Annotated in this window: 22 protein-coding genes, 1 tRNA gene and 1 pseudogene; 10 read left to right on the forward strand and 14 right to left on the reverse strand. The window is 42.7% G+C overall.

The features are described from left to right. Nucleotides 1-32: 32 nt before the first annotated feature. The 9 genes and pseudogenes from B5D77_RS14770 to B5D77_RS14810 all read right to left on the reverse strand — a co-directional run. Nucleotides 33-1028, reverse strand: coding sequence for a hypothetical protein (locus B5D77_RS14770; RefSeq protein WP_106909105.1), 996 nt, complete (start codon nucleotides 1026-1028; stop codon nucleotides 33-35). Nucleotides 1029-1265: 237 nt separating this feature from the next. Continuing rightward, on the reverse strand, nucleotides 1266-2288 hold the full coding sequence (locus B5D77_RS14775; RefSeq protein WP_002795432.1) for a GTP-binding protein: 1023 nt from the start codon (nucleotides 2286-2288) through the stop codon (nucleotides 1266-1268). Beyond that, nucleotides 2288-3553 carry an amidohydrolase family protein gene (locus B5D77_RS14780; protein WP_106909106.1) on the reverse strand — a complete coding sequence of 422 codons (1266 nt, stop codon included), beginning with the start codon at nucleotides 3551-3553 and terminating at the stop codon, nucleotides 2288-2290. Before B5D77_RS14780 ends, B5D77_RS14775 begins: the two co-directional genes overlap by 1 nt. Nucleotides 3554-3683: 130 nt before the next feature. Continuing rightward, on the reverse strand, nucleotides 3684-4142 hold the full coding sequence (locus B5D77_RS14785) for a hypothetical protein (protein WP_002799153.1): 459 nt from the start codon (nucleotides 4140-4142) through the stop codon (nucleotides 3684-3686). Nucleotides 4143-4265: 123 nt separating this feature from the next. Continuing rightward, entirely contained in the window at nucleotides 4266-5537 is a 1272-nt protein-coding gene (locus B5D77_RS14790; RefSeq protein ID WP_106909107.1) for a hypothetical protein, read from the reverse strand. Between the two features lie 179 nt (nucleotides 5538-5716). Beyond that, nucleotides 5717-7141: a phosphatidylinositol-specific phospholipase C domain-containing protein gene (locus tag B5D77_RS14795; RefSeq protein ID WP_106909108.1), complete on the reverse strand. Its 1425-nt coding sequence runs from the start codon at nucleotides 7139-7141 to the stop codon at nucleotides 5717-5719. Nucleotides 7142-7322: 181 nt separating this feature from the next. Continuing rightward, nucleotides 7323-8363: a lipase gene (locus B5D77_RS14800; protein WP_106909109.1), complete on the reverse strand. Its 1041-nt coding sequence runs from the start codon at nucleotides 8361-8363 to the stop codon at nucleotides 7323-7325. A 194-nt stretch (nucleotides 8364-8557) separates the two neighbouring features. Next, the gene (locus B5D77_RS14805; protein WP_002799158.1) at nucleotides 8558-9343 is read right to left on the reverse strand and encodes a hypothetical protein; all 786 of its coding nucleotides are present in this window, start codon (nucleotides 9341-9343) and stop codon (nucleotides 8558-8560) included. 302 nt (nucleotides 9344-9645) lie between these two features. After that, nucleotides 9646-10773, reverse strand: a pseudogene (locus B5D77_RS14810) (RNA-guided endonuclease InsQ/TnpB family protein); the annotation flags it as partial. Between the two features lie 726 nt (nucleotides 10774-11499). Here B5D77_RS14810 and B5D77_RS14815 point away from each other — a divergent pair. After that, nucleotides 11500-13158 carry an IS1634 family transposase gene (locus tag B5D77_RS14815; RefSeq protein ID WP_104395285.1) on the forward strand — a complete coding sequence of 553 codons (1659 nt, stop codon included), beginning with the start codon at nucleotides 11500-11502 and terminating at the stop codon, nucleotides 13156-13158. A gap of 452 nt (nucleotides 13159-13610) precedes the next feature. Here the strand turns inward: B5D77_RS14815 and B5D77_RS14825 are convergent, their stop codons facing one another. Both B5D77_RS14825 and B5D77_RS14830 read right to left on the reverse strand, forming a co-directional pair. After that, nucleotides 13611-14003 (reverse strand): DUF4278 domain-containing protein, encoded by a 393-nt coding sequence (locus B5D77_RS14825; protein ID WP_008206762.1) that lies wholly within the window; start codon nucleotides 14001-14003, stop codon nucleotides 13611-13613. A gap of 154 nt (nucleotides 14004-14157) precedes the next feature. Continuing rightward, the gene (locus tag B5D77_RS14830; RefSeq protein ID WP_039900640.1) at nucleotides 14158-14556 is read right to left on the reverse strand and encodes an FHA domain-containing protein; all 399 of its coding nucleotides are present in this window, start codon (nucleotides 14554-14556) and stop codon (nucleotides 14158-14160) included. A gap of 490 nt (nucleotides 14557-15046) precedes the next feature. Here B5D77_RS14830 and B5D77_RS14840 point away from each other — a divergent pair, with 490 nt between their 5' ends. Then, on the forward strand, nucleotides 15047-16096 hold the full coding sequence (locus B5D77_RS14840) for an AI-2E family transporter (RefSeq protein WP_008206755.1): 1050 nt from the start codon (nucleotides 15047-15049) through the stop codon (nucleotides 16094-16096). Between the two features lies 1 nt (nucleotide 16097). Here the strand turns inward: B5D77_RS14840 and B5D77_RS14845 are convergent. Further along, a tRNA-Gln gene (locus tag B5D77_RS14845) sits at nucleotides 16098-16170 on the reverse strand. A gap of 205 nt (nucleotides 16171-16375) precedes the next feature. Here B5D77_RS14845 and B5D77_RS14850 point away from each other — a divergent pair. Next, on the forward strand, nucleotides 16376-16561 hold the full coding sequence (locus tag B5D77_RS14850) for a hypothetical protein (protein ID WP_008206753.1): 186 nt from the start codon (nucleotides 16376-16378) through the stop codon (nucleotides 16559-16561). Here the strand turns inward: B5D77_RS14850 and ctpC are convergent. Beyond that, on the reverse strand, nucleotides 16551-17843 hold the full coding sequence (ctpC, locus tag B5D77_RS14855; RefSeq protein ID WP_008206751.1) for a carboxyl-terminal processing protease CtpC: 1293 nt from the start codon (nucleotides 17841-17843) through the stop codon (nucleotides 16551-16553). The two genes, B5D77_RS14850 and ctpC, sit on opposite strands and share 11 nt — an antisense overlap. A gap of 245 nt (nucleotides 17844-18088) precedes the next feature. On the opposite strand from ctpC, the gene B5D77_RS14860 reads away from it, so the two are divergent. The 4 genes from B5D77_RS14860 (at nucleotide 18089) to B5D77_RS14875 (ending at nucleotide 21650) form a co-directional block, all read left to right on the forward strand. Further along, entirely contained in the window at nucleotides 18089-18910 is an 822-nt protein-coding gene (locus tag B5D77_RS14860; RefSeq protein ID WP_106909110.1) for a cell division protein FtsQ/DivIB, read from the forward strand. 192 nt (nucleotides 18911-19102) lie between these two features. Next, nucleotides 19103-20350 carry a cell division protein FtsZ gene (ftsZ, locus tag B5D77_RS14865; RefSeq protein ID WP_106909111.1) on the forward strand — a complete coding sequence of 416 codons (1248 nt, stop codon included), beginning with the start codon at nucleotides 19103-19105 and terminating at the stop codon, nucleotides 20348-20350. Nucleotides 20351-20356: 6 nt separating this feature from the next. After that, a complete protein-coding gene (gene thiD / locus B5D77_RS14870) occupies nucleotides 20357-21157 on the forward strand; it encodes a bifunctional hydroxymethylpyrimidine kinase/phosphomethylpyrimidine kinase (RefSeq protein WP_106909112.1) in 801 nt (266 codons plus the stop codon). 7 nt (nucleotides 21158-21164) lie between these two features. Then, nucleotides 21165-21650 (forward strand): bZIP transcription factor, encoded by a 486-nt coding sequence (locus tag B5D77_RS14875; RefSeq protein WP_106909113.1) that lies wholly within the window; start codon nucleotides 21165-21167, stop codon nucleotides 21648-21650. A gap of 271 nt (nucleotides 21651-21921) precedes the next feature. Here B5D77_RS14875 and B5D77_RS14880 read toward each other — a convergent pair whose 3' ends face one another. Next, complete coding sequence (locus tag B5D77_RS14880; protein ID WP_106909114.1) at nucleotides 21922-23433, reverse strand: ABC transporter permease subunit; 1512 nt, start codon at nucleotides 23431-23433, stop codon at nucleotides 21922-21924. Nucleotides 23434-23631: 198 nt separating this feature from the next. Between B5D77_RS14880 and B5D77_RS14885 the strand changes: the two genes are divergently transcribed. The 3 genes from B5D77_RS14885 to B5D77_RS14895 all read left to right on the forward strand — a co-directional run bounded on the left by B5D77_RS14885 (nucleotide 23632) and on the right by B5D77_RS14895 (nucleotide 26670). Continuing rightward, on the forward strand, nucleotides 23632-24387 hold the full coding sequence (locus B5D77_RS14885) for an amino acid ABC transporter ATP-binding protein (protein ID WP_008206739.1): 756 nt from the start codon (nucleotides 23632-23634) through the stop codon (nucleotides 24385-24387). Between the two features lie 296 nt (nucleotides 24388-24683). Then, nucleotides 24684-25079, forward strand: a complete 396-nt coding sequence (locus B5D77_RS14890; RefSeq protein ID WP_008206736.1) for a hypothetical protein — start codon at nucleotides 24684-24686, stop codon at nucleotides 25077-25079. A 79-nt stretch (nucleotides 25080-25158) separates the two neighbouring features. Continuing rightward, nucleotides 25159-26670, forward strand: coding sequence for an AAA family ATPase (locus B5D77_RS14895; protein WP_106909115.1), 1512 nt, complete (start codon nucleotides 25159-25161; stop codon nucleotides 26668-26670). Nucleotides 26671-26708 lie beyond the last annotated feature (38 nt).

Genomic DNA, 26708 nt, shown 5'->3' on the forward strand with positions numbered 1-26708 from the left:
CCGCAAAGGTCCGTATAATTTAGCCAATAAAATTATTTTTCAATTAATCCAGATTCAGTTTTTTTAAGTAAATCTGAGGCAAATCTTTCACTAAATCCCACTAAAAAAGCACAGGAAAAGATAAATAAATCCTGACGGGCTTTGTTTGTTATTAAACTAGAAGAATTTTTATCCTGGGTAATCATAAAATCAATTTTAATCAACGTATCTGAGCTAATTAAACTAAAGATAAAAATACCGAAAATTAGACCAATTAAGGGTCTAAACAAACCAATAAAAAGAGGAATGAGGGGGTCGTCATATTTTTTGTCTGTAAAGTCGATAATTCTGAGTAAAATACTCGCAACACTTCCCAACACTCCTGCTGTTGCCGCATAAACTAAACCATAAAATATATGCCGATTAGGATTTATCGTATCACTCGATGATTTTAACTGTTCTGAATAACTACTAGAAGGAATGGGTACTGGGGAGTTTGCTTGAGGTAATGGTTTTGAAATAAGTGCCTCCTCTTGAGAGTGTTTCTGGTGTAAATTATCATCAAATATGTAAATTTCTTGAGCAGAAAATTTGAGGGCAATCATAGATAAAAAAGTTGTCATAGATAAACCTAAAAATATTTTGAATGGGACTGATCTTGTAGAATAGATAGAACTAAATCCATTTAAAATATGTCCCCATAAAAAATAGCGACTATGATTAATTTCCTTTTCTAGATTAATTCTGAATTCTCGAATAGCATCAACTCCGACTTTATTAGTTTTTGCCATGAGCAATATATATTTAATTTCCTCTAATAACAAAATAAATTTAGTTGGATCATTGTTAAAAATAAACCAACCAATTTTCCAGCTATTACTTTTTTTATAAATCAAATAATTCAGGTGATGAATCTGTTGAACTAACTTAGTGAGTTCTAGTTGTAATTCAGGAGAAATTATCGGCAAAACCTCTAATAAAACTTCCCTAATATCCGCATTTAAGGCGTTAACATCGTCATTTTTTTTGACTGGAGTGGAAGTTATCATATTTTTGGGGACTTTTTAGATTGATTAATAGAATGAAAAGGCTATCTCTCCAGCTTCCCCTTACTCGACGTTGACCCTTCGGCTACGCTCAGGGTCAATCCGTTGCCGGATTTTCTCTATGATAGGGCGGGTTTTCTAGATTACTAAAATTCTAACATAAAGTCCCCCTAGAAGGAGGAGGTTTTAAACCCAGTTTTTTGATAAAACGTTTCACCCTGGATAATTGTGATATATTTGTTACATTTCGTTACTTAAAATAAAATTATCTTTGGTTTGAGTTTTTGAATTTACCTCAAAATCCTCTACTCTTAAACAGCTATCTAATTGCTGCTGTAATATTTTTGTATTCATTGCCTCCGTGCTAATTAATACCAATTGGGTAAAGGGTGGATTATTACCCCATTCTTCGCCTATTTCTAAGGTAATTCTCGGCCCCACTTGTTGCAAAATTACTCCTCTATTGGGATGTTCAACAGTAGATAAAATACCCTTGGCTCGCCATACAGTTACGGGTAATTTCCCTAATATTTTTCCCAGGGTTAATAACTGAAAAGGGCGAACACTTTCATAACTCCAAGTATGAAAGTTATCAGAGTGATTAGATTTTAATTGACTAGATACAGAACGAACGGGAAATGAGTCCCTAAATCCTAATAATAAATCTAGGGAAACATCCCCATAACTCCCTTTTAACAAACGCACCCAAGGTGCTATTTTTTGGATAATTTGACTAGCATTAATTTGTGCTTTTTCATCAATCAAATCAATTTTATTGAGAACCACAATATCAGCAGCCGAAATTTGATCAATTAGCAAATCTTGATAGTTAATTTTTCCAGATGGTTCACAAATTTGGGGTAGATAGGTCGCATCAACTAGGGTAATAATGCTTTCCAAGCGAATTATTCTACTTAAAACTGGACGCTTTAGGGTTTGTAACAGGGTATAAGGGTTAGCAATTCCACTGGCTTCAATTAAGATCTGATCTGGACGGAGAGATAGGATTTTGGGAAGGGAATTAACCAGATTATTTTGTAAACTACAACAAACACAACCTCCCTCAAGAGTGATTAGATCATCGTCTCTATTTTTAATTAACATCTGATCAATATTAAGACTACCAAAATCATTGACCAGTATGCCGAAACGGCGATCACTTTTACCCTTAAGAATGGAGTTAAGTAAAGTAGTTTTACCCGCACCTAAAAAACCCGTCAGCAGTGTTACTGGTGTCTTCCAGAGATTTGATGACAAAACCATTATACTTGTCCTCCCGATGGTTGTTTATAGATGACTCCCCGTTTCATCACAAAATCAACTTTACCAGTAACATTAATATCCTCAAAAGGATTACCCGGCATAGCGATAATATCAGCAAATTTCCCCACCGCTAACGCACCAATATTCGGCTGCATTAATAATTCAGCTGCTACAGTAGTTGCTGCTTTTAAAGCGCGTAAAGGAGTAATCCCATTTTGAACCATCGCTGGAAACTCTTTCCAGTTATCTATATGAGGAAAAGTTCCCGCATCAGTACCAAAAGCAATCTTAACGTTACTTTTAGCTAAATTATCAGCACAAGCAATCAGTTGAGAGGCATATTTTTGATATTTAGCGTGTTGCCAAGGAGAACGATTTTGCCAATATTCAGGATTATTGGCATTGCGAGCTTTTTCTAAAACAGTGTATTGAGTTGGTACCAGATAAACTCCCTTCTGCTCCATCAATTGCAAAGTCTCGGAACTGGCAAGATTACCATGTTCAATGGAACGTACCCCCGCATTAACAGCACGTTGAACCCCTTCCCCTCCATAAGCGTGAGGACAAGCAGAAATACCGAAATCTTTGGCGGTACTAACCAGAATATTCATCTCCTCTTGGGAATAGGTGGTTTGACTCGGATCATCCGTAGGAGAGCTAAAACCCCCTGTGGCACAGAATTTAATCCAATCTGCTCCTGAGCGAATTTCTTCCCGTACTATGCGGATAATTTCTGCTGTTCCGTCTGCTACTTCAAATTTTTCTGGTCTGAACTGAAAAGCAACTAAAGAGGTAAAATCACCATGTCCTCCTTGGGCTGAAATCAGGTGAGGTGCTACCAATAGATCTGGTCCAATAATCCAGCCCTTGGCGATCGCTTTTTTGAGATCGACGGTAATAAATTCTGGATCGGGACAGCCCACTTCCCTTACAGTAGTAAAACCGTTCATTAACAGTATTTTCAGGGGATTTAAGCTATAAAGGGTCATTAATGGCACTGTCACCATATAAGGATTTTCTGGAATTGTAGGATCCCCTTCACAGAAGGTAATATGAACATGACAATCAATGAAACCAGGGGTAACGGTGTGTCCTTTTAGTTCAATAATTTGAGCGTTGCTGTGATCAACTGTTGTAGCGATCGCAGTGATATTCCCATTTTCGACGCGAATTTCCGTGGCACCAAGGGGATTATCAGCCAAACCATCCCAATATTGATCGGTTACGATTACATAATTTGGGCTAGTGGAATTAGTACCAGTCATCGTTGTTTCTCCTGTTGTTAATTTTTTCAGCGTTTTTATTAGTCTTGAGCTAGGCGATCGCTTAATATCTCGACTTCCACTGGATGAATAAGCCAATTCAAGTTGATAGTTAGCGAATCCGCTTTAATGGTTAGTCTTGATAGACATTCATAGTATGTAGCCAAATGGTATCCGTATCCGCGTTTTCTTGTGTACTCCCTAACAAAATTTCAAAATAGGAACGACTATCATAGACATGACGAAGGATGTTACAACGTTCGCTGTCTTCAATCACTTCAAAATCCGCCGCTTTATTCGGTATTAAAGTAATCGACTGCATCCCATTATCAGCGGCAAAGCAGAGATGAATATCTAAAGGACTTCCCAACCAAGAGGGATCATCAAAACCAAAGACAGAAAATAATCTAGCATTGGCAACCACTAGAGGTATATTGTAGGGTTTAAACTCAAAAGGAATAGCTCCCATATCGGCTTCACCCCGTCTGTCTCCGACAAAATCGCAGGGAAAGTTATTAAAATTCCATAAAAAAGATCCATCCTCATCTTTGACGGTGATGGTATAGCTTTCTTTGCATCGGTATAAAACCATAAATTGATGACCTCCTTGAATATTTGATTAAGTTTTGTTGATTCAAGAGATTGTTAGGTTGGTTGAGGAAAGTTTGTTTTTTTTTCTCACACCAACCAACTGGTACTATAGCGTCCTATTCGCTTAATAACCCGTTTGGGCATCGATTGCCCCAGCATCAATACCTGCAACTGCCCAACCGACAGCAACGGGATCCTCTGTCACCACGCCAAAAACCAACGCGGCGGCGGAAACAAGATCACTGATCCAGGTATGCCCAACACCGCTAGTCCCCTTATTTGGTACTAACATTCCATTCTCAGGAATATTTGATTCTGGATTATAAGCTGCCAAGGTACTTAGGAAAACACCACATGAACCAGTTGCACACATATAAGTCAGATTGGCATCGGCAATGATGCCCCAGGGGCTCCCTGAGATGGTTGCATCCTGTTGGGCGGCATTGCCCGCCGTATTACTCTTGACATCAACAACCCAGATACTGCCCATAGAGGAATTAGAGGGGTTGGACGGGGCCGTGGCAATAAAGATTGCTCCCTCTGGATAATTTCCCGGATCTGCATTACCGGCGTTGGGTGAATAGGCCAAAGATAAAATGACCTGTCCACTGGGTACTGTCCAAATAGGACTTAACGAGGCATTGAACCCACTATAGGGCTGATAGTGTAAACCGCCAGCCGGGGTTGCCCAGTAAATGCCTTTTGGTCCCTTACAAACGTCAGTTGCATTACATCCACCGTCATACCCGTAAAGGGTAGGAGTTGAAGATGGGTTTTTGGCATTGAAAATAACCCCCGTGGCCGCACACCCGCCGAGTAACAGACAATCGTAATTAGTTAGCGTCCCCGCAGGGAAAAAGGTCAGAGATACGGACGCTCCATCCGTCTGGCTATAAGATGTGTTTGAACCCACATAAGACAAGCTCGGCACGCCGTTAGACCAAGTGACTGAATACCAGTAGAGGTTGCCATTAGACGCTGCCACGTAAAGAAGGCTTTCGGGGAAATAATAGAAAAGTCCGGCAATTGGCGCATCGGGTTGTTTTTCCGAAGCGATCTGAGTCGTGACATTACTACTTGTGAAGTGGCTGCCTCCAGTAGCGGGATTAATGCTATTAAGCCAAATATTCTCGTCTTCAGATCCGTAAACAAAATAGTAAGGTGGTGAATAGTCAGTGTTGCTGTAATCAAGCAGAAACTCAATAGCAGTGGTACTGGCACCATTATTATCAAGATTACTCACTCCCCCTAAAGTATAACTTGGTGGGGTTGGATTCGGTGAAAATTGCCCAACCGAGATCCCACTTTGGTAAGCAGCGACGACAAAAGTATAGTTCTTATATTCACCAGCAGGAATAGTGATTGCCGAAAGACATTGAGTGTAGGGAAAAGACATGATTATCTCCTTTTGAGTTGAAATTAAAGGGAATTACTTAAGAGGTCAGAAGTAAATAATTTAATTATTTTCCCTTTCTTTCCCTCCCCATTTAGAGTCGTGCCGATTCCCACTGCCGACTGTATCAGAGATTTAGGATAACTAGGCTCAATTAGGGGCGATCGCCTATCTAATGGCAGTTACCATAGGGGTAAGTTATTTGCCCGTCGATACCCTTTTAAAATGTTTAAAGGGACTCCATTAATGAGAGCAGAAAAATTATTGACAGTGGTTTCTAGTTGACCTGTACTGGTATTGACGCGATTCCACCAATCAGTGGCAATAATGTTAGATTTGATGCCATTTAAACCAGCAAAAAAGCTAGAGAGTTCTTTAGGCACATTAGCTGGTACTCCATAAGCACCTTCATAATTATACTGAGCCATTAATGACCAGAGAAAATTATTAGGTTGGTTGATAGCGTCAATTTGTTGTTGTAAATAACTCTGCACGTCTGACCAAAGAGTTACACTTGTACCACACCAATATTGTTTAATAGAACTGCTCCAAAAGGGTGTATTTTGTGCTAACCAATCAGACATACTATCAGGAAATTCGAGAGAACCAACTACAACTCGGCCAGTAGTTTGCCAAAGGTCTTTTAAGGGTTGAGAAATACCAGAGGGCGGAATTAATTTATCCTGTCCAATAGTGTTGATAATCAGATTAGATAAATCTTGATAGGTTTGGCTTGTCCAATTTCCCTCAAAATCATGTAAGTCAAGAATAACAAATTCTTGGGGATTATCAGCTAAAAATTGCGTTACTTGATTGAGAAAATCTACTAAAGTCAGGGGGAGAGCAAAACTCCCGTGACACATAACAAATTGATTATCCCCTGAGCCACTACTAAGCATTAACCTGAGATCAAGGGCGCGAATACCTTGACTAAGTTGCTGATTGATGTTTTGGTATTGAGTTTGTACCCATGATTGGCTAATACTACCAGCGCAATAAGTTGAGGCATCGTGAGTGCCTGGCAGGGTTAACTCATTGAGACAAAGGTTTTGAATACAAGGGGCAAATAATTCCATCCAATTATTAGCCCAGTGTAATACGGAAGGACGTAACACACTTTGATCATCTGCTAATCCGCCACTGCCATAATTAGGGGTTGGATAAGGACTAATTTGGCTTTGGGTATTACCAGGGAAATAACCAAGGGCGATCGTTACTACCCCATCATGTATCCATCCTACAGCAGATGTATTAGTAGTATCTGGAGTAGGATAAACAAAAAGACCATTAGGAATATTTTGCCATTCAACTAAAACCCCATAACCTGCTTCTGAGGGGACAGGCGTTGATAGTCCGTGAACTCCACTTTTTTTAGCACTGATTGTAAAGTTAAAGTTACTTACCCCCTCAAGGGTGTAGTTAGCATCACCCGCATCATCTATACTGTCATGACCTACTGTTTCTTTAAACTCAGCATAAAATTGAGTAAAGGAATTAGGACTAATCTGAGAAGATGGCTCCCACTCCATCTGGTAACTGTGGGATTTTACTTGATTGATGTTATATGGCGTAGCGTTGACAATTTGTATGTGAAATCCAGCACCCATAATAATTTTCTCCTTGATGAAGATGAGTATTGTTGACTTTTTAAAGTCGTTAATTGAGTTACAGTTAAAGATAATTACTTGAGAGGTCAGAGAAGTAAATAATTTAATTATTTTCCCTTTCTGTTCCTCCCCATTTACAGTCGTGCCGATTCCCACTGCCGACTGTTTAGCGATAGAATAATTAGCTTAACTTAGTGGCAATATCATCTAAATCTTGCTCTGTTAGCGTGAGAGAATCAGCCACATTTTCCGTCAGCGGCCAGTCAATTTCCAGAAGATTGAAATAAGCTTGAATGTGCTGAAAATAGGCTTCTTGCAGAAATTGCTTCAGGGGAGTTGTTTGCGGTTGAGAAAAAACGCCACATTCACCCTTCATGGCAAAAGTGCTGGGATTTAAGGCGAGATAATTACAGTTTTTCACTTTCTGAATTTGACTATTAACTAATAGTGCAATTCTCGAAGATTTAGGAATATTACAAGATTCATACAGGGTGGGAATCTGCTTTAATTGCTGAATATTCCAAGCATGGGGAACAATATCCAAACTATTCCAGAGGCGGCTGCTTTGATTGAGACCTGGCTCCGTATTTCCGTAGTAATCAGAAAAGGTTTGATCCCCTGGGGTTGCTCCCGCAGAAAATTGGGTATTGACGGTGATTTGTTTACCGGTAGGGTTCCAGGTTGCTTGATTTTCGTACAGCCATAATGCCATTACTGGAGATAATGCACCACCTAAACTATGGCCGGTGGTAATGATTTCGAGCGGTTGGTCGGATTGGCTGGGAATTTCCTGGGTCAAAAATTCTAACAGAGAGCGGTTAGAGGTATCTTTCAGGTTTTGCAGAATAGTAATTCCGGTATTTGTTCCTTCCGAAATTTTTCCGCGTTCGGGGAATTGCGTTGACCAGGAAACCATGTTATGGGTAGCAGCATCCTCCTGTAACCAGTCAAAAACTGATTTCGGATTCGTAGCAGCGATCGCAACTACATATTGAGGGTTATTGGTTTCGGCATTTTCTCCCTTCGCCACATACATAATATTATCCCAGTTCTGATTTTTAGGATCATGATAATAAATAACAGGACCCCAAAGAATTGTCCATTGACCAATTTTTGCTTGAACCGTAGGATTGGCTAAATCTGTAATAACTTTCTCGCTATTACTGATGTTAGCGAACATGGAAAGACAGAAAAGCGTTTGTTGTTGATCGTAAGTAGGCATTGAAATTTTCTCCAATTGTGAATTGATTTGTCGTATCTTAGACAAATCTAGGTAATTGTCACAACACAAATTTCACAAAAAAGGGATGACCGCTCTTTTTAACTTGATTAAGTTGACCCCAATTTACCCCATCATTAGAGGTGTAAAAATTAGCACCAGAACAGCTATTGGCGGAAAATGTAGGACAAGCATTGCTAAACAGGAAAAACTTTGATCGCTTTTTCGTAGTAAGCCTGACGATCAGCTAGTCCGTTAAGACCACCATTGACTCGTCGGGTGATTTCTTCCACCGTTGCACCGCGATCACAAAGAGCATTCATGTTATTGTTATGCCACCAAAAACCGCCACTGGTAAAAGGATAGGTGGTACTAACATAGTCAACTCCATCCATCACTTTCGGATCATGAATATAATTCGCAAAAGCTTGATAGTTACTGCGTCCCGTTAGTTGAATAACGCCTGCTCCCTTATATTTGGGACCATCTCCTGGATAAATATTTCCTAGGTCTTTCCGTCCGTTATACTCCTCACCGCTACCGAGTTCTTTCATCCATTTCAAGCCTCCACTTTCATGGGCAGTTTGGCTTAAGAAATGACACATTCGGGGGTGAGTGTTAATGTCAAAGCGATTTAAGCAAGAATTGAGGTCTGCTAATTGTCCATCGCTAATGACATTACTGTAGATAGATTCGGCTTGAGCTTTGGAGATTAAATTATTACCCCCTGGTAATTCTTTAAGTTCTAGTAAAAATTTCGCCGAAGATGCTCCCAAGGTATCCAATTCGCCTTCTTTGATTTTTTGTTTGAATTGCTCAAAGGCTTGTTTTGTTTGGGGTCCATAAATGCCATCAACACCATTAGCAGGAAGCAATCCGAGAACTTGCAAACGGGTCTGAACTTCTCGGCAAAGTTCGGAGTCTCCTGCTAAGGAATCAATGGGTTTAACGAGGTTTTGTTGAATGATGTCTTCTAATTTCATGGTGTTTATTTTCCAGTTCAGATTTTCCGATGGTGATCTTGGTTGTTTGGGCTGTTTTTGTATTTCCTGAGTCAGGAATTATAAGAGGGATAAATTGCTTGAATTTTTCATTCCTTGCAAAATTTTTATCCCGTATTTGTTCCCTCAGAAATATGACCTTGTTCTGGGTTTGTGCTAGACCAGAGAACCATATTGTGGGTATTAACATCCTCCTGTAACCAGTCAAATACAGACTGAGGATTTGTCGCTGCAATCGCCACTACATATTGAGGATTATTTGTTGTTAGATTTTGACCTTTAGCACAGACTGACACCGCAAGCCCTGCGGCCAAAATATTTTTACTGGCGTTAATATCTCGGTCATGGTGTGTCCCACAGTTCGGACAGTCCCACTCTCGAACATTTAACGGCAGCTCTTTCACAATATACCCACAATTACTGCACCGTTTAGAACTGGGAAACCATCTATCTATTTCGATGTAATTTCTGCCATACCAACGGCATTTATAGGCTAATTGTCGCCCCCCCCAACCCCCCCGACGTCGGGGGGGCAAGGGGGGGCAGCTTACATCAGATATTGCCTGAGATAATTTCGGGTTTTTGACCAGATTCTTGACGGCTAAATTCTCAACCACAATCGTTTGGTTTTCACGAACTAATTGAGTGGTTAGCTTATGTAAATGGTCTTTTCTGCTATCGGTGATTTGAGCGTGAATCTTGGCTACTTTGATTCTTGCTTTTTCCCGATTTTTTGACCCTTTCTGTTTTCTAGAAAGATTTTTTTGTGCTTTTCGCAGTCTCCGATAATGCTTGTTAAAATGCTTAGGATTAGATACTTTATCGCCATTGCTGGTAATCACGAGGCTACTAATTCCTAAGTCAATTCCAATGGCTTTATCTGTTACTGGTAAAGGCTTAATTGTTGGGTCATCAAATCTAATTGAGATATGCCAGCGTCCTGATGGATGCAATCTGACTGTTACTGTGCTTGGTTCACAGCTTTCTGGGATTTGTCTTGACCATCGAATAGGTAAAGGTTCTGTGCATTTAGCTAAATAGATTTGTCTGTCTTTGAACTTAAAAGCAGATTTGGTAAATTCGGCACTTCCTCCCTGATGTTTTTTCTTAAAGTTGGGATACTTAGTACAACCAGCAAAGAAATTAGTGAAAGCTGTTTGTAGATGTCTTAACCCTTGTTGTAAAGGTACACAGCTTACTTCATTGAGAAAGTTTAATTCTTCTTGCTTTTTCCAATCGGTTAGCATTGAAAAAGTTTGAGCGTAGCCTACTCTTTCTTGTCTTTCATACCAAGCTTGTGTTCTGAGATGGAGAGCTTTATTGTAAACTAATCTTACACAGCCCAAAGTGCGCCGCAATAGCGACTCTTGTTCGGGTGTGGGGTAAAATCGAAACGAATAGGCTTTTTCCATACCTCACATTTTAGCATATATTTCGTAAACGATGCTCATATTTAACAGTAAAGCCGTCGTAGAACGACGGGGTTTCAGACCCAAAATTTTCGATGACTGGACTTCTATATATATCTGTACTAGCTATAACTAAAAGTCTTACAGAGCCTGAGTTAAAGTTATGTAATACTAACAGACTACTGGACGCAAACTCCTGAAGTTCTTACGCAGATAGGGTTTAAAGCCAAATTTTTCAAATTTGACCTTTCCACGACTATAGCTTGTTTCGGGATGGACTACAGGGCAATCGCACACAATTCTTAACATTTTTGGACTTTGGACAAGGAAAAAAAAGATTTTTTGCGTAAATTTTACGCAAATCTAATTGGGGTTGGCTGAAAAAATCTAAAAATCTTGTTGGATAATATCTTGAGGCTTTTTTAAAACCCACATTCCGCACCCTCAACTGTCACAGATCAAAAAAGCCATTAAAGTAGTACATAATAACTAAAATTAATTCAAAGGTTAAAAGGGTTAATGAGAATATATAGCATTAAAAGGGGTATGGAGCGAGAAAGAGAAAATTCAAGAGAAAAAAATAATTGTTCAGAAAACAAGAAATAATTGATTACAATAAGTAGTCGTGCAAAATTAATTTCCTAGTGAAGATAGGCAAGAGGCAAGAGCGGGGTTAGATATGTGTAATTAATTTTGCTTAGGTACTTAGAAGTAGTGGAGGAATCTGTTGTGAAATTAAAACCCCAAGAAATAGAAATTCAGAACATAGACCATCTAGGGATAGTGGCAGGAATAATAGACTCAATCGGAATAGTAGAAATAATAAACGAATTGATAGGAGTCGAAAAAGACGAAAAAGTAAATGCAGGTCAAGTAGTAAAAGCCATGATAATCAACGGGTTAGGATTTGTTTCCAAACCCTTATATATGTTTCCCGAATATTTTGAAACAATCGCCTGTGAACATCTAATAGGAACAGGAGTAAAACCAGAATATCTCAACGACGATAAATTGGGGAGAGTCATGGATAAACTATTTATAAAAGGATTAGATACAATATTTTTCATCATCGCAGTAAAAGCCGCCCAAAAATTTGGAGTATCACTATCAACATCACATCTAGACTCATCATCAATCCACGTACATGGGCAGTATAACACTAGCTTACCAGAAGTAATATTTGAGAATCAAAAAATAGGAAATAACCAAGAATTAGAAGAAATAGCAGTAAAATCACCAAAAGAAATAACCATCACTTATGGTTATTCTCGTGACCATCGGCCGGACTTAAAACAGTTCATCATAGAAATGATATGTTCAGGAGATGGAGACATCCCAATATTTTTGAAACTAGCATCAGGAAACCAAGCAGACTCATCATGTTTTGGTCAAATAGCAGTAGAATATCACAAACAATTAGAAGTTAATAGTCTCATGGTTGCTGACTCTGCCTTATATACAGAATCAAACCTGAAAATGATGTCAGATTTACAGTGGTTATGTCGAGTACCATTAAGCATAAAAGCAGCAAAATCATTAATATCAACAATACCAGAATCAGAATTTATTGATAGTACAATACCAGGATATAAATTAGTATCAAAAACCGAAAATTATGCAGGAATAGAACAAAGATGGTTAGTAGTACAAAGTCAAGAAAGAAGAGAATCAGACCTGCGTAAACTAACCCAAAAAATTACCAAAGCCGAATCAAAAGCGGTTCTTGATTTGAAAAAGTTATCACAAGAGAGATTTGCTTGTGAAGCAGATGCTATCAAGGCATTATCAAAATTATCAACCCAGTTCAAATATCACCAAATTAACGAAAGTAAGGTTACTCCAGCCAAATCTAATAAAAAAGATTCTCTAAATGAAATATCCTACCAAATATCAGCTACAGTCTGCCAGGATGAAAGTAAAATTAATACAGAATTGCTGAGTGCAGGATGTTTTATTATTGCTACGAATGTTTTAGATTCACAGGAACTTAGTGATGATTCTATGCTCAGGGAATATAAAGCTCAACAATCATGTGAACGGGGGTTTGGTTTTCTCAAAGACCCATTATTTTTTGCCGATAGTATTTTCCTTAAAAGTCCTGAGAGAATAGAGTCTATGGGAATGATTATGGGTTTATGTCTCTTGGTTTATACATTGGCTCAACGTCAAATTAGAAATGCTCTGAAAGAGTCTAAATCAACAATTAAAAATCAATTAGGTAAAGCAACTAATTCCCCTACTTTACGCTGGATTTTTCAATGCTTTCATTGTATTCATTTGATTACACTTAATCAGGAGGAACATATTTCTAATTGGAATAAGGACAGAGATTTTATCTTGCGTCTTTTACCAGATGATTGTTTACGTTACTATCAATTAGCCACCTAATTATTATCTCTATCAATTTAATTTCTATGAGTGAACATGAGCTAATATCTTTGATTTATAGCTCCACTTTACTATGTCTATAATTTAGTTTTTTACTTTAATTGATTAGTCTAAATTATGATTTATCTCTTGGATTTCTTCTTTTATTTATCTGTTGACTCCTCTAGGTGGTGTTAATTCTTATTGCTCCTTATTGAGAATAGGTTTTGATGCCATTTTTGGTGCTTTACTGTTTCTCAAATGCCTTTTTTCGCTCCTTATGTTTATTTTTATGCTCACTTTGATTTTTTCTCTCCGTAATTTCTCTCTGTGACAGCTTAGGGTGCGGAATGTGGGTTAAAATCAAAAAGTGCCGGTCCTGGGAGTGAGCGGGGGGAAGATTTGGGCATTTTTAGTCCCAAAAATATTCCCCCCGGCAGAACCGAGGGGAAAATGGCAAAAAAACCTCTAGATTAGCAGTTTAAGGCTAAGTCTTGGGATTCTTTTTTCAAGAGATTAACCAGGGTTTCGTCACCATTGTCTTCAGCGATTTGTAAACGAAGTTCCAAACGACGACGAATATTGTTCAGATGGATGCTAGAAAGAGTTTCCTCTTGGACGACAATAGGGGGTTTGACAACGGGTAACGGACAAGTGTTCGGGATGACTTGCCCAGCAAGATGAGGACGGGTACTGTAGGCAACTCCGCGATACTGACGATGCAGTTTCGGTTCTAATTGGAGCATATGGCGAGGATAATGGTGATTCCAGTCTTGACCTCGGTATTTACCCCCGATATCTCCAGTCTTCATCTCCAAGGGGAGAGAATCCCTTTCGTACTTAACTCCTCGATAAACTAACGTCATATCACCGACTCCCTGCAATGCTTTAAAGTGACTTTAATCCCTCTTGTCGTCCCTATATAGGGACAACAAATGAAAAGATTTTATTTCTTATTCTGTATCTATTTTTACATTTTGCCCAGGAAATTGAAAAAACTTTATAAAAATTTAATATTTTCTAGCTGGCCATAGTATCCTTTTCCGGCTGGGTTTGGTCGCCTGCCAAACTAGCCTCTAGGGGTTTGAGGATTAATTTGGGTTGTTCGTCCTCATCGATGAGACGAATTTGAATTTGCGGGCCGGAGGCGGCTAAACGAACCACCATACCATCGACGACGGCGGTTTTCTCGATCAGTTTGCCATTGAGAAACGTCCCATTTGCCCCTAAATTTTCCAATTCCCAATCATTGCGATCATTACGGCGGATTTCTAAGTGCCGCCTCGAAACCACAGCACTATAGAGAACTACATGACTATCCAGCGCCCTGCCGATGAGAATGGTTGATTGATCATTGTCAAATTGCCAATGCTGTAGGGACGTGGCTTGACTGGGGTGTAAAAGAGTTAAAGTGATCACGGTGACTGTTGGCGGCACGATAGGGGCGGTGGACAGGATAAATCTTATTTGCTGTCAAGATTCGTCCTGGCCATTAAGTCTTCAGTCCTAGCAATGAATATCTCTAGTTAATTGACTCAGCCCTTTATTCCTATTGTCTCATACTTTCCCATTCCCTCGGAACCGACCTTGCCCAGAAAATCTAGCCAGTTCGCCCTAGTATTAATAAAACCGATGGGGGATGATTTCCAGATTTTGACCAAATCTTAACCTCTTCAGGGATAAGATAGTGCTTGTGTCCCCTAAACATCCATCTATGAGCGGCTTTATCATCAAAATAATCTTGATATCGGCTTTGATTTCCCTGGGAATTAAATATCTTGCCCCTTTATTATCGATCGCTCCTGGTCCTCTTAACACTTTAATTCTGGTTTTTACCCCTTTCCTGCTCACGGTTTTTGCCCTCTGGAGACGGACCATAACTGATTAGGAATTTTTCTCCTTACTCATCATGACTTTTGGCAGCAGCCTCGGTTTAGTCCTGTTAGTCTTTTGTCTGCTGATTCTCTGGCAGATTCGACAGATTCTCTTATTATTATTGATGGCGATTCTTCTGGCGCAGATTTTAAATTTGGCTGTGACTTGGTGGCAGCGTCATCACCTCAAGCGTTCCCATGCCCTAATTATCACCCTTTTAAGCTTCTTTATTGGTATTATCGGTATTTTTGTGGGGATTATACCCGCTTTAGTCCAACAATTTCGCCAATTATTTAGTTTACTGCCCCAAGCGGTAGAAAGACTCTGGGGACAAGTCCATAGTCTTGAGGATTATCTCGATCCTAGTCTGGCCAGTGTCTTCCCGGATTTTAAAACGCTGCTGGCTCAATTACAACCCCTGATTAACCAAATTGCTGGGCGGGGTTTAAGCATTTTTTACGGTACTTTCGGCATTATCCTCAGCTTACTGCTAATTGTTGCCCTGAGCTTGATGATTCTCGCCGATCCTGCCGCTTATCACCGTTGTTTTCTGCGTTTATTTCCCGCTTTCTACCGTCCTAGGGTACGATCGATCCTAGAAGATTGCGATCGAGATTTAAAAGCTTGGCTAAAAGGGATTTTCTGTCATATGTTGATTATGACCTTGGGCAGTTGTCTAGGTCTATCCCTGATCGGCATTCCCCTCGCTTTTTCCCAATCTATTCTGGCGGGATTTCTCACCTTTATCCCCAACCTTGGGCCGGTTTTAAGCACGATTTTACCCTTTTCTATCGCCCTTCTGGAAGCTCCTTGGCAACCCTGGGCGGTTTTACTACTCTACAGCAGTATTTATCTGTTAATTCAATATTTCGACCGTCATTCACCGCTGCCCATTTTAACAGTGCGGTCGCTCAAGCTCTTACCCGCTTTTACCCTGTTGGCCCAGTTGTTTTTTGCCTCGATTTTTGGCTTTTTAGGGCTATTTCTGGCGGTTCCCCTGACGCTTATCGGTCGTATTTGGCTAAAGGAAGCTTTGATCAAGGATATTCTCGACCATTGGCGGCTTAGGGATAAAAAATACTAAACTGGGGATCTAGGATTCGAACCTAGGAAATGGCGGGACCAAAACCCGCTGCCTTACCGCTTGGCTAATCCCCATTGCACAGACCTTTTTAATATTAGCATTTATCTCCCGGGTTTTGTCAAGAAGTTGATAAAAATTTTTTACTTAGGGTTTGCGGCAAAAAGTTTTTCGTGGGGGCAGGGTGTGGGGTTTGGGGTGTGGGGTTTGGGGTAGGGTTGATTCATGAATCAACCCTACTATGAATCAACCCTAGGGTTTGGGGATTAAGGAGAAAAATCTATGGATAATAGCCCACAAAACTGGTACATTGTCCGGGAAAATACCGGAATTTGTCAGATTATAGCCCTAGAAAAGGGAAAACCCCCAGTCAATGGTCAATACTGGGGTCCTTTTGCCGAACGGGGAGAAGCGATCGCCCGTCGGGTGGGTTTAATTCGAGCGGGCAAATGTCAACCTATTGTTTAGCGGTATTGGTGGGTTTTTTCTTGGCGTCTGCGATTTCTTGCTCGAGGATTTCAAAAGCCTTCTTGAATTGCGGATCTTGGAAGGTTCCCACCTGATCCCGCTCCTGTTGAAGATTTTTGCGATCTTCCTCGCTTAGTTCCGACTCCACATCGGGATGAATACCATCTTTATTGATGTCCCGTCCGTCGGGGGTGAGATACTTGGCAATCGTCACCGCTAATCCGGAACCGTCACTGAGACTGCGTACCGATTGCACTAATCCCTTACCAAAGGTTTTCGTACCGACAATAACCGCCCGATCATGATCCTGTAAAGCTCCGGAGAGAATTTCACTGGCGCTGGCGGAACCCCCATCGACGAGGACAACCAGAGGTTTATTAGTCAAAGCTTGATTGTTGGCCCGTTGACGTTCCGTCACCCCTTTGCGATCGACCGTAGAGACGATTAAACCATCGGGTATCCACATCCGAGCGATTTCGATGCTGGCGTAGAGTAAACCGCCGGGGTTAGAACGCAGATCGAGAATATAACCCTTCACCTCTTCGGCTTCTAATTCGCGAATCGCTTGACTCATATCCCCACTAGCCTGGGCGCTAAATTGATTGAGACGGACATAACCGATTTTACCGATCGGGGTGTTTTCCGTGCGGGCCCGGACTGGGTGAATTTCAATTTTGGCCCGGGTAAGAGTCAATTCTTTTTTCTCCTCACCCCGTTGAATCGTGATCTTAACACTTGTCCCCACTTTGCCGCGGATCATGCTCACCGCTTGCTCCAGTTCCATACCTTGGGTAGATTTACCATCGATAGCGATAATCACATCTTTGGGCAGCACACCGGCTTTAGAAGCAGGTGTATCCTCAATGGGTGAAACCACGACTAACTGCTTAGTTTTCTCATCTTTGGTCAGTTGAATCCCTACCCCAGTCAATTCTCCCGATGTATCGATCTTCATATTGTTAAACTCTTTGGGATCCATAAAACGGGTATAGGGATCATTGAGAGTTTTCAACATCTCGCGGATAGCGGTGTATGCTTCCTCTTGATTTTTGTAGGAACGATTTAAATACTCACTGCGGATGGCGTTCCAGTCCGATTGATTAAAAGTGCCATCTAAATAAGTGCGGTTGATGATCTGCCAAACCTCATCAACGGTTTCCTTGGGACTTTCCTGAAAAAAAGCTTGACTTTGGGAGAGACGGAATCCCGCCCCCGTGACGGCGACGGTAGACAGGACCACTGCTGTAGCACCGAGAACAAGTCCGCGTTTGTTGATAACCATAGGTAATTTTCAGATAAATTAGGCTGTTCTTGCCGGAACGCTCTTTCGGGCTGACCGTCGAAATATCTTGGCAAAAAGGAGCGTTTAGGTTTCTTGGAGACAGACAAAAGAACGCCTGTAGACTAATACTGTTATAACATTGATTATCTCTTTCTTTGTCAAACTGATTACTTGAGTGGCGATCGAGTTGCCAGCGGCCCACTTCGCGACCTAAGATAACAGCAAAACTGCCCGAGATTTTCCCCATGAGCGATCAAATCCTTTCTTCCCTCTCCCTGGAACAAAAACGACAAAACCTGCGCCACCAAAGGCGATCAAAGGTGTGGCAAGCCCTAGGTCGCTTTCTGGTGGTTAGTGGTTTAGCGGCGGGATTAGCTTGGGGGATGACTTCGCCCTATTGGACAATTAGCAAGGCCGGACAGGTGGAAATCGAAGGCACGGAATTAATGTCGCCCCAGTCGATTCGCGCTTGGCTGAAATTAAGCTATCCCCTGTCTCTCTGGGAATTACCCACCCATCAATTGCGAGCAAAACTAGCGGCTATTCCCGCTATTGCCGACGTTAAGATCGAGCGGCAATTATTACCCCCGAAAGTGATTGTTTCCATTCAAGAAAGAAAACCTGTTGCCCGTTGGCGTTCCCATCAACAGCAAGGCTTTTTAGATGCCTCGGGAACGATAATTCCTCAAAACTATTATGGTCGAACTCTACCCAAAAGCCAATTACCTAGCCTAGAAGTGCTTGGTTACGACCGACAATATCAACAACAGTGGCAGAAAATTTATCCTTTAATTGACAACTTATCGATTAAAGTTACCGCCATCGATTGGCGCAATCCTAGTAATCTTGTACTAAAAACTGAACTGGGGCAGGTCTATTTAGGTTTTTATAAGGATAGATTGCCCGAAAAGTTAACCGCTCTCGTACAATCGCGGCCATTGTCATCCAAGATACCCCTAGCGCGAATTCTCTACATTGACCTGAGCAATCCCGATGCTCCCACCGTACAATTAAAACCGCAGCCAGCCCCTCTCGTTGCCAAAGTAACGGCAACTGGTCGAGATTAACTGGAATTGATCAGCAAAAAACCGCAATTATTCCCTTTAGGTATTGGCAAAAACCACAAATTATGATTTTCTGAAAAAGAAACTGATACTGTAGATACTGGAACAGACATAATATTAGTGATAGTGTTAACGGTGCATCTCTGATTCATCAAACCAATAACAGAATCTTGTACTAAGAGTGTTCCAATTCCAATGACATCGATTAATGAAATTGTTTCCATCTATCCCAATCTGAACAGTAACGATTATGCCAGTTCAGCTATGAGCGAAGATAATCATTACTCTCAGAATAATGCTGGAGTATTATTTACTCGTCCCCATGAATCACAGATGACACCCCGAGAAGAAAGTCGTAGCAATCGCATCGTGCCAAGCAATGTCGCCAAGATCAAGGTGATCGGGGTCGGCGGTGGGGGCTGTAACGCCGTTAACCGCATGATCGCCAGTGGCGTGACCGGAATCGAATTTTGGGCAATTAACACCGACGCGCAAGCCCTAGCCCATTCCTCCGCCCCCCAGAGGTTACAAATCGGGACAAAATTAACCCGCGGCCTAGGGGCGGGCGGCAATCCGGCCATCGGACAGAAAGCGGCGGAAGAATCCCGGGATGAAATCGCCCAGGCATTGGAAGGAACCGATCTAGTCTTTATTACCGCCGGCATGGGCGGCGGCACGGGAACGGGGGCCGCTCCAATTGTGGCCGAAATTGCCAAAGAAATCGGCTGTTTGACCGTGGGAGTTGTCACTCGTCCCTTTACCTTCGAGGGTCGTCGTCGCACTAATCAGGCCGATGAAGGGGTGGGCGGTTTACAAAGTCGGGTCGATACCCTGATTATTATCCCCAATAACCAGTTATTACAGGTAATACCCGCCGAAACTCCCCTACAGGAGGCTTTTCGGGTCGCCGATGATGTGCTGCGCCAAGGGGTACAGGGCATCTCGGATATTATCACTATCCCCGGTCTGGTAAATGTGGATTTCGCCGATGTGCGGGCAGTGATGGCCGATGCAGGCTCGGCCCTAATGGGCATCGGCATCGGTTCCGGAAAATCTCGGGCTAAGGAAGGAGCGATCGCTGCTATTTCCTCGCCGTTACTGGAATCCTCGATCGAAGGGGCGAAAGGTGTAGTCTTTAACATCACCGGTGGTCAAGATCTAACCCTACATGAAGTCAATGCCGCCGCAGAAATTATCTATGAAGTGGTGGATCCCAACGCTAATATCATCTTTGGGGCAGTAATTGACGAGAAAATGCAGGGAGAAGTCAGAATTACCGTCATTGCCACCGGTTTTTCCGGCGAATCCCCCTCTCGTCCCACCACTAACAAGGTGGTGATCAATACCCCCGCACCAAGTCCTGTCCCGACTCCCGAACCACCAAAACCGGCGGGATTAGATATCCCCGAATTCTTGCAACGTCGTCGTCCTTTTGATCGCTAACCTCCTATGACTGCCATTGCTCTCACCATCGCCGGTTCCGATAGTGGTGGCGGCGCGGGAATTCAAGCGGATTTGAAAACCTTCGCCTTCCACCGAGTTCACGGCACCAGCGCCCTTACCTGCATTACCGCCCAAAATACCCTGGGAGTCGAGCGCGTCGAGTCCCTAAGTCCAGAAATGGTCAGGGCCCAAATCGATGCCGTGGTCGGGGATCTGGGTGTGCAAGCGGTGAAGACAGGAATGCTGTTCAGCAGCGAGATTATCGAAGTGGTGGCCGAGGCGATCGAGCGCTGGCGTTTAATCAGTTTAGTGGTGGATCCGGTTATGGTTTCGCGGGTAGGAGCCAAATTAATTGATGATCGGGCTATAGATAGTCTTTTTAATAGTTTAATTCCTCTGGCTTCGATTGTTACCCCCAATCGTTACGAAGCACAGCTTTTAAGTGGCATCGAGATCAATGATTTTGAGACGATGAAAGCGGCCGCCGAAATTATTTTCCAGAAGTCGGCCACACCGGTATTAGTGAAAGGGGGAGGCATGAAGGGCCGGCTGCGTGGGGTTGATATCTACTTTGATGGACAGGAATGGGAAACTTTTCAGACCAGAAGCGTCGAAACCAATAACACTCACGGGACTGGTTGTACCCTATCGGCAGCGATCGCAGCCAACCTCGCTTTGGGGGATGACCTGAAAATAGCGGTGAAAAAAGCCAAGGATTACGTTACTAACGCCCTTGAGCATTCCCTCGCCATCGGTAGCGGAACCGGTCCTGTGGGGCATTTTTACCGCTTAAAAGCCCTAAATTAGTCGATTCATGACCACTACGCCCCGTATTTACCCCCAAGTACCCCAGAGTTGCACCGGTCGCCCCTCGGTTCCCCTCTCGGTCTATCGGGAATTAGTCAAAGAATTGCAGGCCACCCAGGCACGGGTGGAATTTCTAGAAGCACAAAACCAGCAACTTGTCAAGAGTAATCGGCAATTACGTCAGGAAATCGAGACAGTAGTTGATCAGGGAAGACGATTAGAAAAAGTGGTAAAGAGTTTTGAGAGGAATCCCGTCGAGGAACCCTCCTTCGTCATCCCGGTTCCTCCCCGTTTGGTTACACCCCCCTCTTCTTCGCTGCGGGTTAAGGAAGAAATCCCGGTCACTCGTCCCATCACCGTTACTGCTTCAAAACAGCCATTTTCTAAAAATAGTTGGTTATTGGTCGGGTCAATTATTGTCGTGGTTCTTACCTCCGGTTTAGGGGCTTTTTGGCTTATTTCTGCCTCTAGAAACCCGGGTTCGACCGACTGATTGACTACCACCTCGGCATTTTAAGCTTAATTTCTTGCCCTTAGTCGGTTTTAACAGTCAGGGAAGTGGCTCTTCTAGGTTCTGTGTGATAAGTTTAACTTACAATATGATCGATCAATCTTTGTGTCCTTTGTGTCTTTGTGGTTCGTTCCACCCCCTCGCTAGAAGGAATGTATCTTAGAATACATTTTACCCACCAAATCCAAGAGAGCCTGGAAGTTACCCCCCTGACAATTCTCTTAAACTCGGTTTCAGTTCCCATCTCTTGCCCCTAGGCTTTCTGTTCCTGTTTAGATTTATGTAGGGGATCCATATAAATCTCTAAGCGCTTAAATACCACGGAGGAAAGGGTAGTTAAAACCAAATAAACCAAAGCAACAGCGATATAAATCTCGAAAGCTTTATAGGTAGTGGCTACCATTAACTGACCTTGCCGGAATAATTCTTCAAAACCGATTACTGCCGCTAAACTGGTATCTTTAATTAGGGTGATAAATTCATTCCCCAAGGGGGGCAACATCCGGCGAAAAGCTTGGGGAAAAATCACCTCGCGCATGGTTTGCACTGGGGACATTCCTAGACTAGAACAAGCTTCCCATTGACCATTATCGATCGATTGAATACCGCCGCGCATAATTTCAGCTAAATAGGCCGCTACATTTAAACTTAGGGCAAATAGGGCCGCCGGTAAACGATCTAAGTCGATATTTAAGCCAATTTCTCGGAACAACCCGGGCAAACCAAAATAGATCAAGAATAATTGCACCAGCATCGGTGTTCCCCGAAAGAAATCCACATAGATGCGGCAAATTGTTTTTAACCATTTGTAGGGAGAAATCAGGGCAATGGCCACTAAAGTTCCACCGATTAAACCGAAAAGAAAAGACAGAACCGTTAACAGAATTGTCCAGGGAACCCCTTTCACAATCAGGTTATAGAATAATTCTCCCCAGTTAAAACTTGATTCCTGTAAATTATTTAAAGCTGGGGCAACTAAGGGTAATTCTGGCGGTTTTTCTCCAAACCATTGCCGAAAAATAGCATCGTACCGACCACTTTCTATGACTCGACCGAGAGCATCATTAATTAACTGGAGATAGGGGGAATTTTTGGGTAAAGCAATCCCGTAGAATTCCTCTGTTAATAATTCTCCGACTACTTTTACTCTCCTTAAACCCGCTTGTTTAATTGCATACAAAGTCACGGGTTTATCGTTAACTACCGCCTCAACTCGACCATTAATTAATTCCTGCAAAGCTAAGGCCGCCGAGTCAAATTGACTAACTGTTGCCCCCGGTATTTTTGTCGCTTCTAAGGCTCCCGTTGTGCCAATTTGGACGGCAATTCTTTTGCCTTTTAAGTCTTCAAAATTTTTAATCGTCTTATTATCTTCCCGAACAGCGATCGCTAAACCAGCCCTAAAATAAGGTCGAGAAAAAGAAATCGCTTGGGCCCGTTCGGCGGTGATGGTCATGCCACTAATAGCGGCTTCCACTGTTCTCGCTTGTAGAGCCGGAATAATGCCATCAAAGGGTAAATTTCTAAAGTCAATATTGAGATCAGCTTCCTCTCCAATCGCTCGCATTAAATCGATATCAAATCCGGTTAATTGTCCCCCTTGTTGAAATTCAAAGGGTGGAAAAGTTGCTTCTGTGGCGACTCGAAAAGGATTAGGAGGAGTCTGGGAAAAAGCGGGAATAACACTTAATCCAAGCACCAAGACTAATCCTAACAAGGCAAAGATAACTCTCTGTACCGCCCGCCCTCGCCAAAATTTAATCATTTTTTAATTTTTTCTCCTTGATTTTTTTACTCAATTAAGTTATGGATTTCGTCCTACTTGCCACCTAAGACAGATGTAGAGAGACTATTTGAGTATTATGATTATTCCTCTTGATAAAATGTCGTCAAGGATACAATCTAGCAGAAACTAATCTGGATACTTTTATACAGAATGTAAAATTTTTTACGAGAGGACATCATGACCACTACCACCCCTGTGATTGTTAGTGAAGGTTTACGCAAAAGTTACGGCTCTTTAGAGGTACTCAAAGGAGTTACAGGCACTCTTTATCAAGGGGACGTGGTATCGGTAATCGGTCCCTCTGGCTGCGGCAAAAGTACCTTTTTACGCTGTCTCAATCGTTTGGAAACAATTAACGGCGGCCGCTTGGAGGTGATGGGAATTGACATCTCTTCCCCGAAGTTAAATCAATCAGTCCTCCGCAAGTTACGCAGCCGGGTAAGTATGGTGTTTCAACACTTTAATCTTTTTCCCCATCTCACCGTTTTGCAAAACTTGATGTTAGCGCCCAAGCAAGTGTTACACCATCCGGAAAATGAGGCTAAGGATACGGCTATTCATTATCTGGAAAAGGTGGGATTAGCACCAAAAGCCGATGTTTATCCCGACCAATTATCGGGAGGACAAAAACAACGGGTGGCGATCGCTCGCAGTCTCTGCATGAAACCAGAGGTGATTTTATTTGATGAACCCACTTCGGCCCTGGATCCGGAATTAGTCGGGGAAGTGTTAAACGTTATGCGTCAATTGGCCGATGAGGGGATGACTATGGTAGTCGTCACCCACGAAATGCAGTTCGCCAAGGAAGTCTCTAACAAGGTTTTGTTCTTTAATCAAGGTGTCATCGAAGAAGCAGGTGATCCCGACACTTTCTTTAATAATCCCCACAGCGAGCGCTTACAAGCCTTTTTAAGTCGCATCAATAGTAATTAGGGTTTGCTCAATTCAGGAGACAGGAGACAGGTTTTAGGTGTTGGGGGTTGGGGTTTTAGGGTTTTAGGGTTTTAGGGTTTTGGGGTTTTGGGGTTTTAGTTCAATTTCCCCACTTCCCCACCCCCCCACCTCCCCACTTCATAATTCATAATTCATAATTCATAATTCCCCCTCCCCACTTCATAATTCATAATTCATAATTCATAATTCCCCCTCCCCACTTCCCCAACAATTGTAAAGAAATATTACAATTATGCCGTTATAACAGCTTACCATCTTGACAGGAGGGAAAGACAGTGGTTATAGTAGGGACACATACCCGGGTAAACCAATTTAGTGATATGCAAGACAAGCAAAAAGTCACACTGTACCTTCCCCCTGGAGTCCATCGTCAACTAAAAATAAGGGCCGCAATCGATGAAGAATCGATGTCAGGGCTGGTGGAGAAAGCGATCGCTTTCTACCTAAAATACCCCGAAAAGGTAGAAGAAATCGAAGCCGCCGCCTATGGCAAAACCTATCAGGTTCATGTCTGTCCCGAGTGTGATGCCGCGTTAGTAATGAAAGAAGATCGGCTAAGGTCGATCAAACGCCAGCCCGCAATAGTGGGCGACGACTTCCCGCTCGAAGTTCCCGAACCCGTTGGCGCTCAAGGAACCGCCGAAGGAGAAGCGGCCTTAGTTCCCTGCTAAACTCTCAGTAGCCGAACAAGGCATCCACAGCCATCAGCCGCCCAAGGTCAAAACCGTTACCACAAATAGGGTCGATGTTATGAAAGAAGAGCTAGGAATTCTCGTCAAGGCTCAGTATCCCCTGATTTACCTCGTCACCTCCGAGGAGGAAAGGGCGGAAGAAGCCATCAGCAAAATAGCCCAACTAAATACACAACATCGACGGGTGTTTGTCTGGACTGTTACCCACGGCATGATCGAACTGGGTCAACCGCGCCAAACCAGTCAACATAATACCGTGTCGCCAGAAGCGGCGATCGAATGGGTAGTGCGTCAACGGGAAGCGGGCATCTACATCTTCAAAGACCTGCATCCGTTCATCACTTCCGCTCCGGTCAATCGCTGGTTAAGAGATGCGATCGCCAGCTTTAAAGGAACCGAAAAAATCATTATTTTAATGTCTCCCCTGCAAGAAGTCCCCATAGAACTAGAGAAAGACGTAGTAGTTATAGATTTTCCCCTGCCGGACATGGGAGAGTTAGATACAGTTCTCTCGCAACACCTAGGCAAAAATCAAAATCGTCGTACCACCACAGAGGTCCGGGAAAAACTCCTGAAAGCGGCCTTAGGCTTAACCAAAGATGAAGCCGAAAAAGTTTACCGCAAAGCCTATGTAAAAGCGAACAAACTCACGGAAGACGAGGTAGAAATCGTCCTTTCCGAGAAAAAACAACTGATTCGCCGCAACGGAATTTTAGAATACGTTGAAGAGGACGAGACCATCAACGCCGTCGGTGGTCTGGAAGAATTAAAAAAATGGTTAAAACAGCGATCGAACGCCTTTACAGAAAGAGCCAGAGGTTACGGACTCCCCCAACCGAAAGGAATGCTAATTTTAGGAGTACCAGGCTGTGGTAAGTCCTTAATCGCTAAAACCACCTCGCGCCTCTGGAGTTTACCGCTCCTGCGCTTAGATATGGGACGGGTTTACGATGGTTCCATGGTGGGACGGTCTGAGGCTAACCTGCGTAATGCCCTAAAAACTGCCGAATCCATCTCTCCGGCCATTCTTTTCATCGATGAATTAGATAAAGCTTTTGCCGGTGGCACGGGATCCGCCGATTCCGATGGGGGAACCTCTAGCCGCATCTTCGGCTCCTTCCTGACTTGGATGCAGGAAAAAACCTCGCCCGTCTTCGTCATGGCCACAGCTAACCGGATTGAACGGCTACCCGGGGAATTTCTCCGCAAGGGGCGCTTCGATGAAATCTTCTTTGTCGATTTACCCAATTCCGAAGAAAGACAAGATATCTTTAATATTCACCTGACTAAACGACGCTCCGACATTTCTCGCTTCGATTTGGAGCAGTTAGCCAAGGTATCCGATGGGTTTTCCGGTGCGGAAATAGAACAGGCGCTGATTGCCGCCATGTATGAGGCCTTCGCCCAAGATCGCGAATTCACGCAATTGGACATTATTGCGGCGATTAAGGCGACTCTGCCCCTATCTCGCACCATGACCGAACAGGTGACGGCCCTGCGTGATTGGGCCAGACAACGCGCCCGACCTGCTTCGGCCTCCGTCGCTGAGTACCAGCGATTGGAGTTCTAACAGACTTTCGCCCGCTCCCAACGGGATGAAAGGCTAGT

Source organism: Microcystis sp. MC19 (assembly GCF_003019735.1).
Taxonomy (GTDB): domain Bacteria; phylum Cyanobacteriota; class Cyanobacteriia; order Cyanobacteriales; family Microcystaceae; genus Microcystis.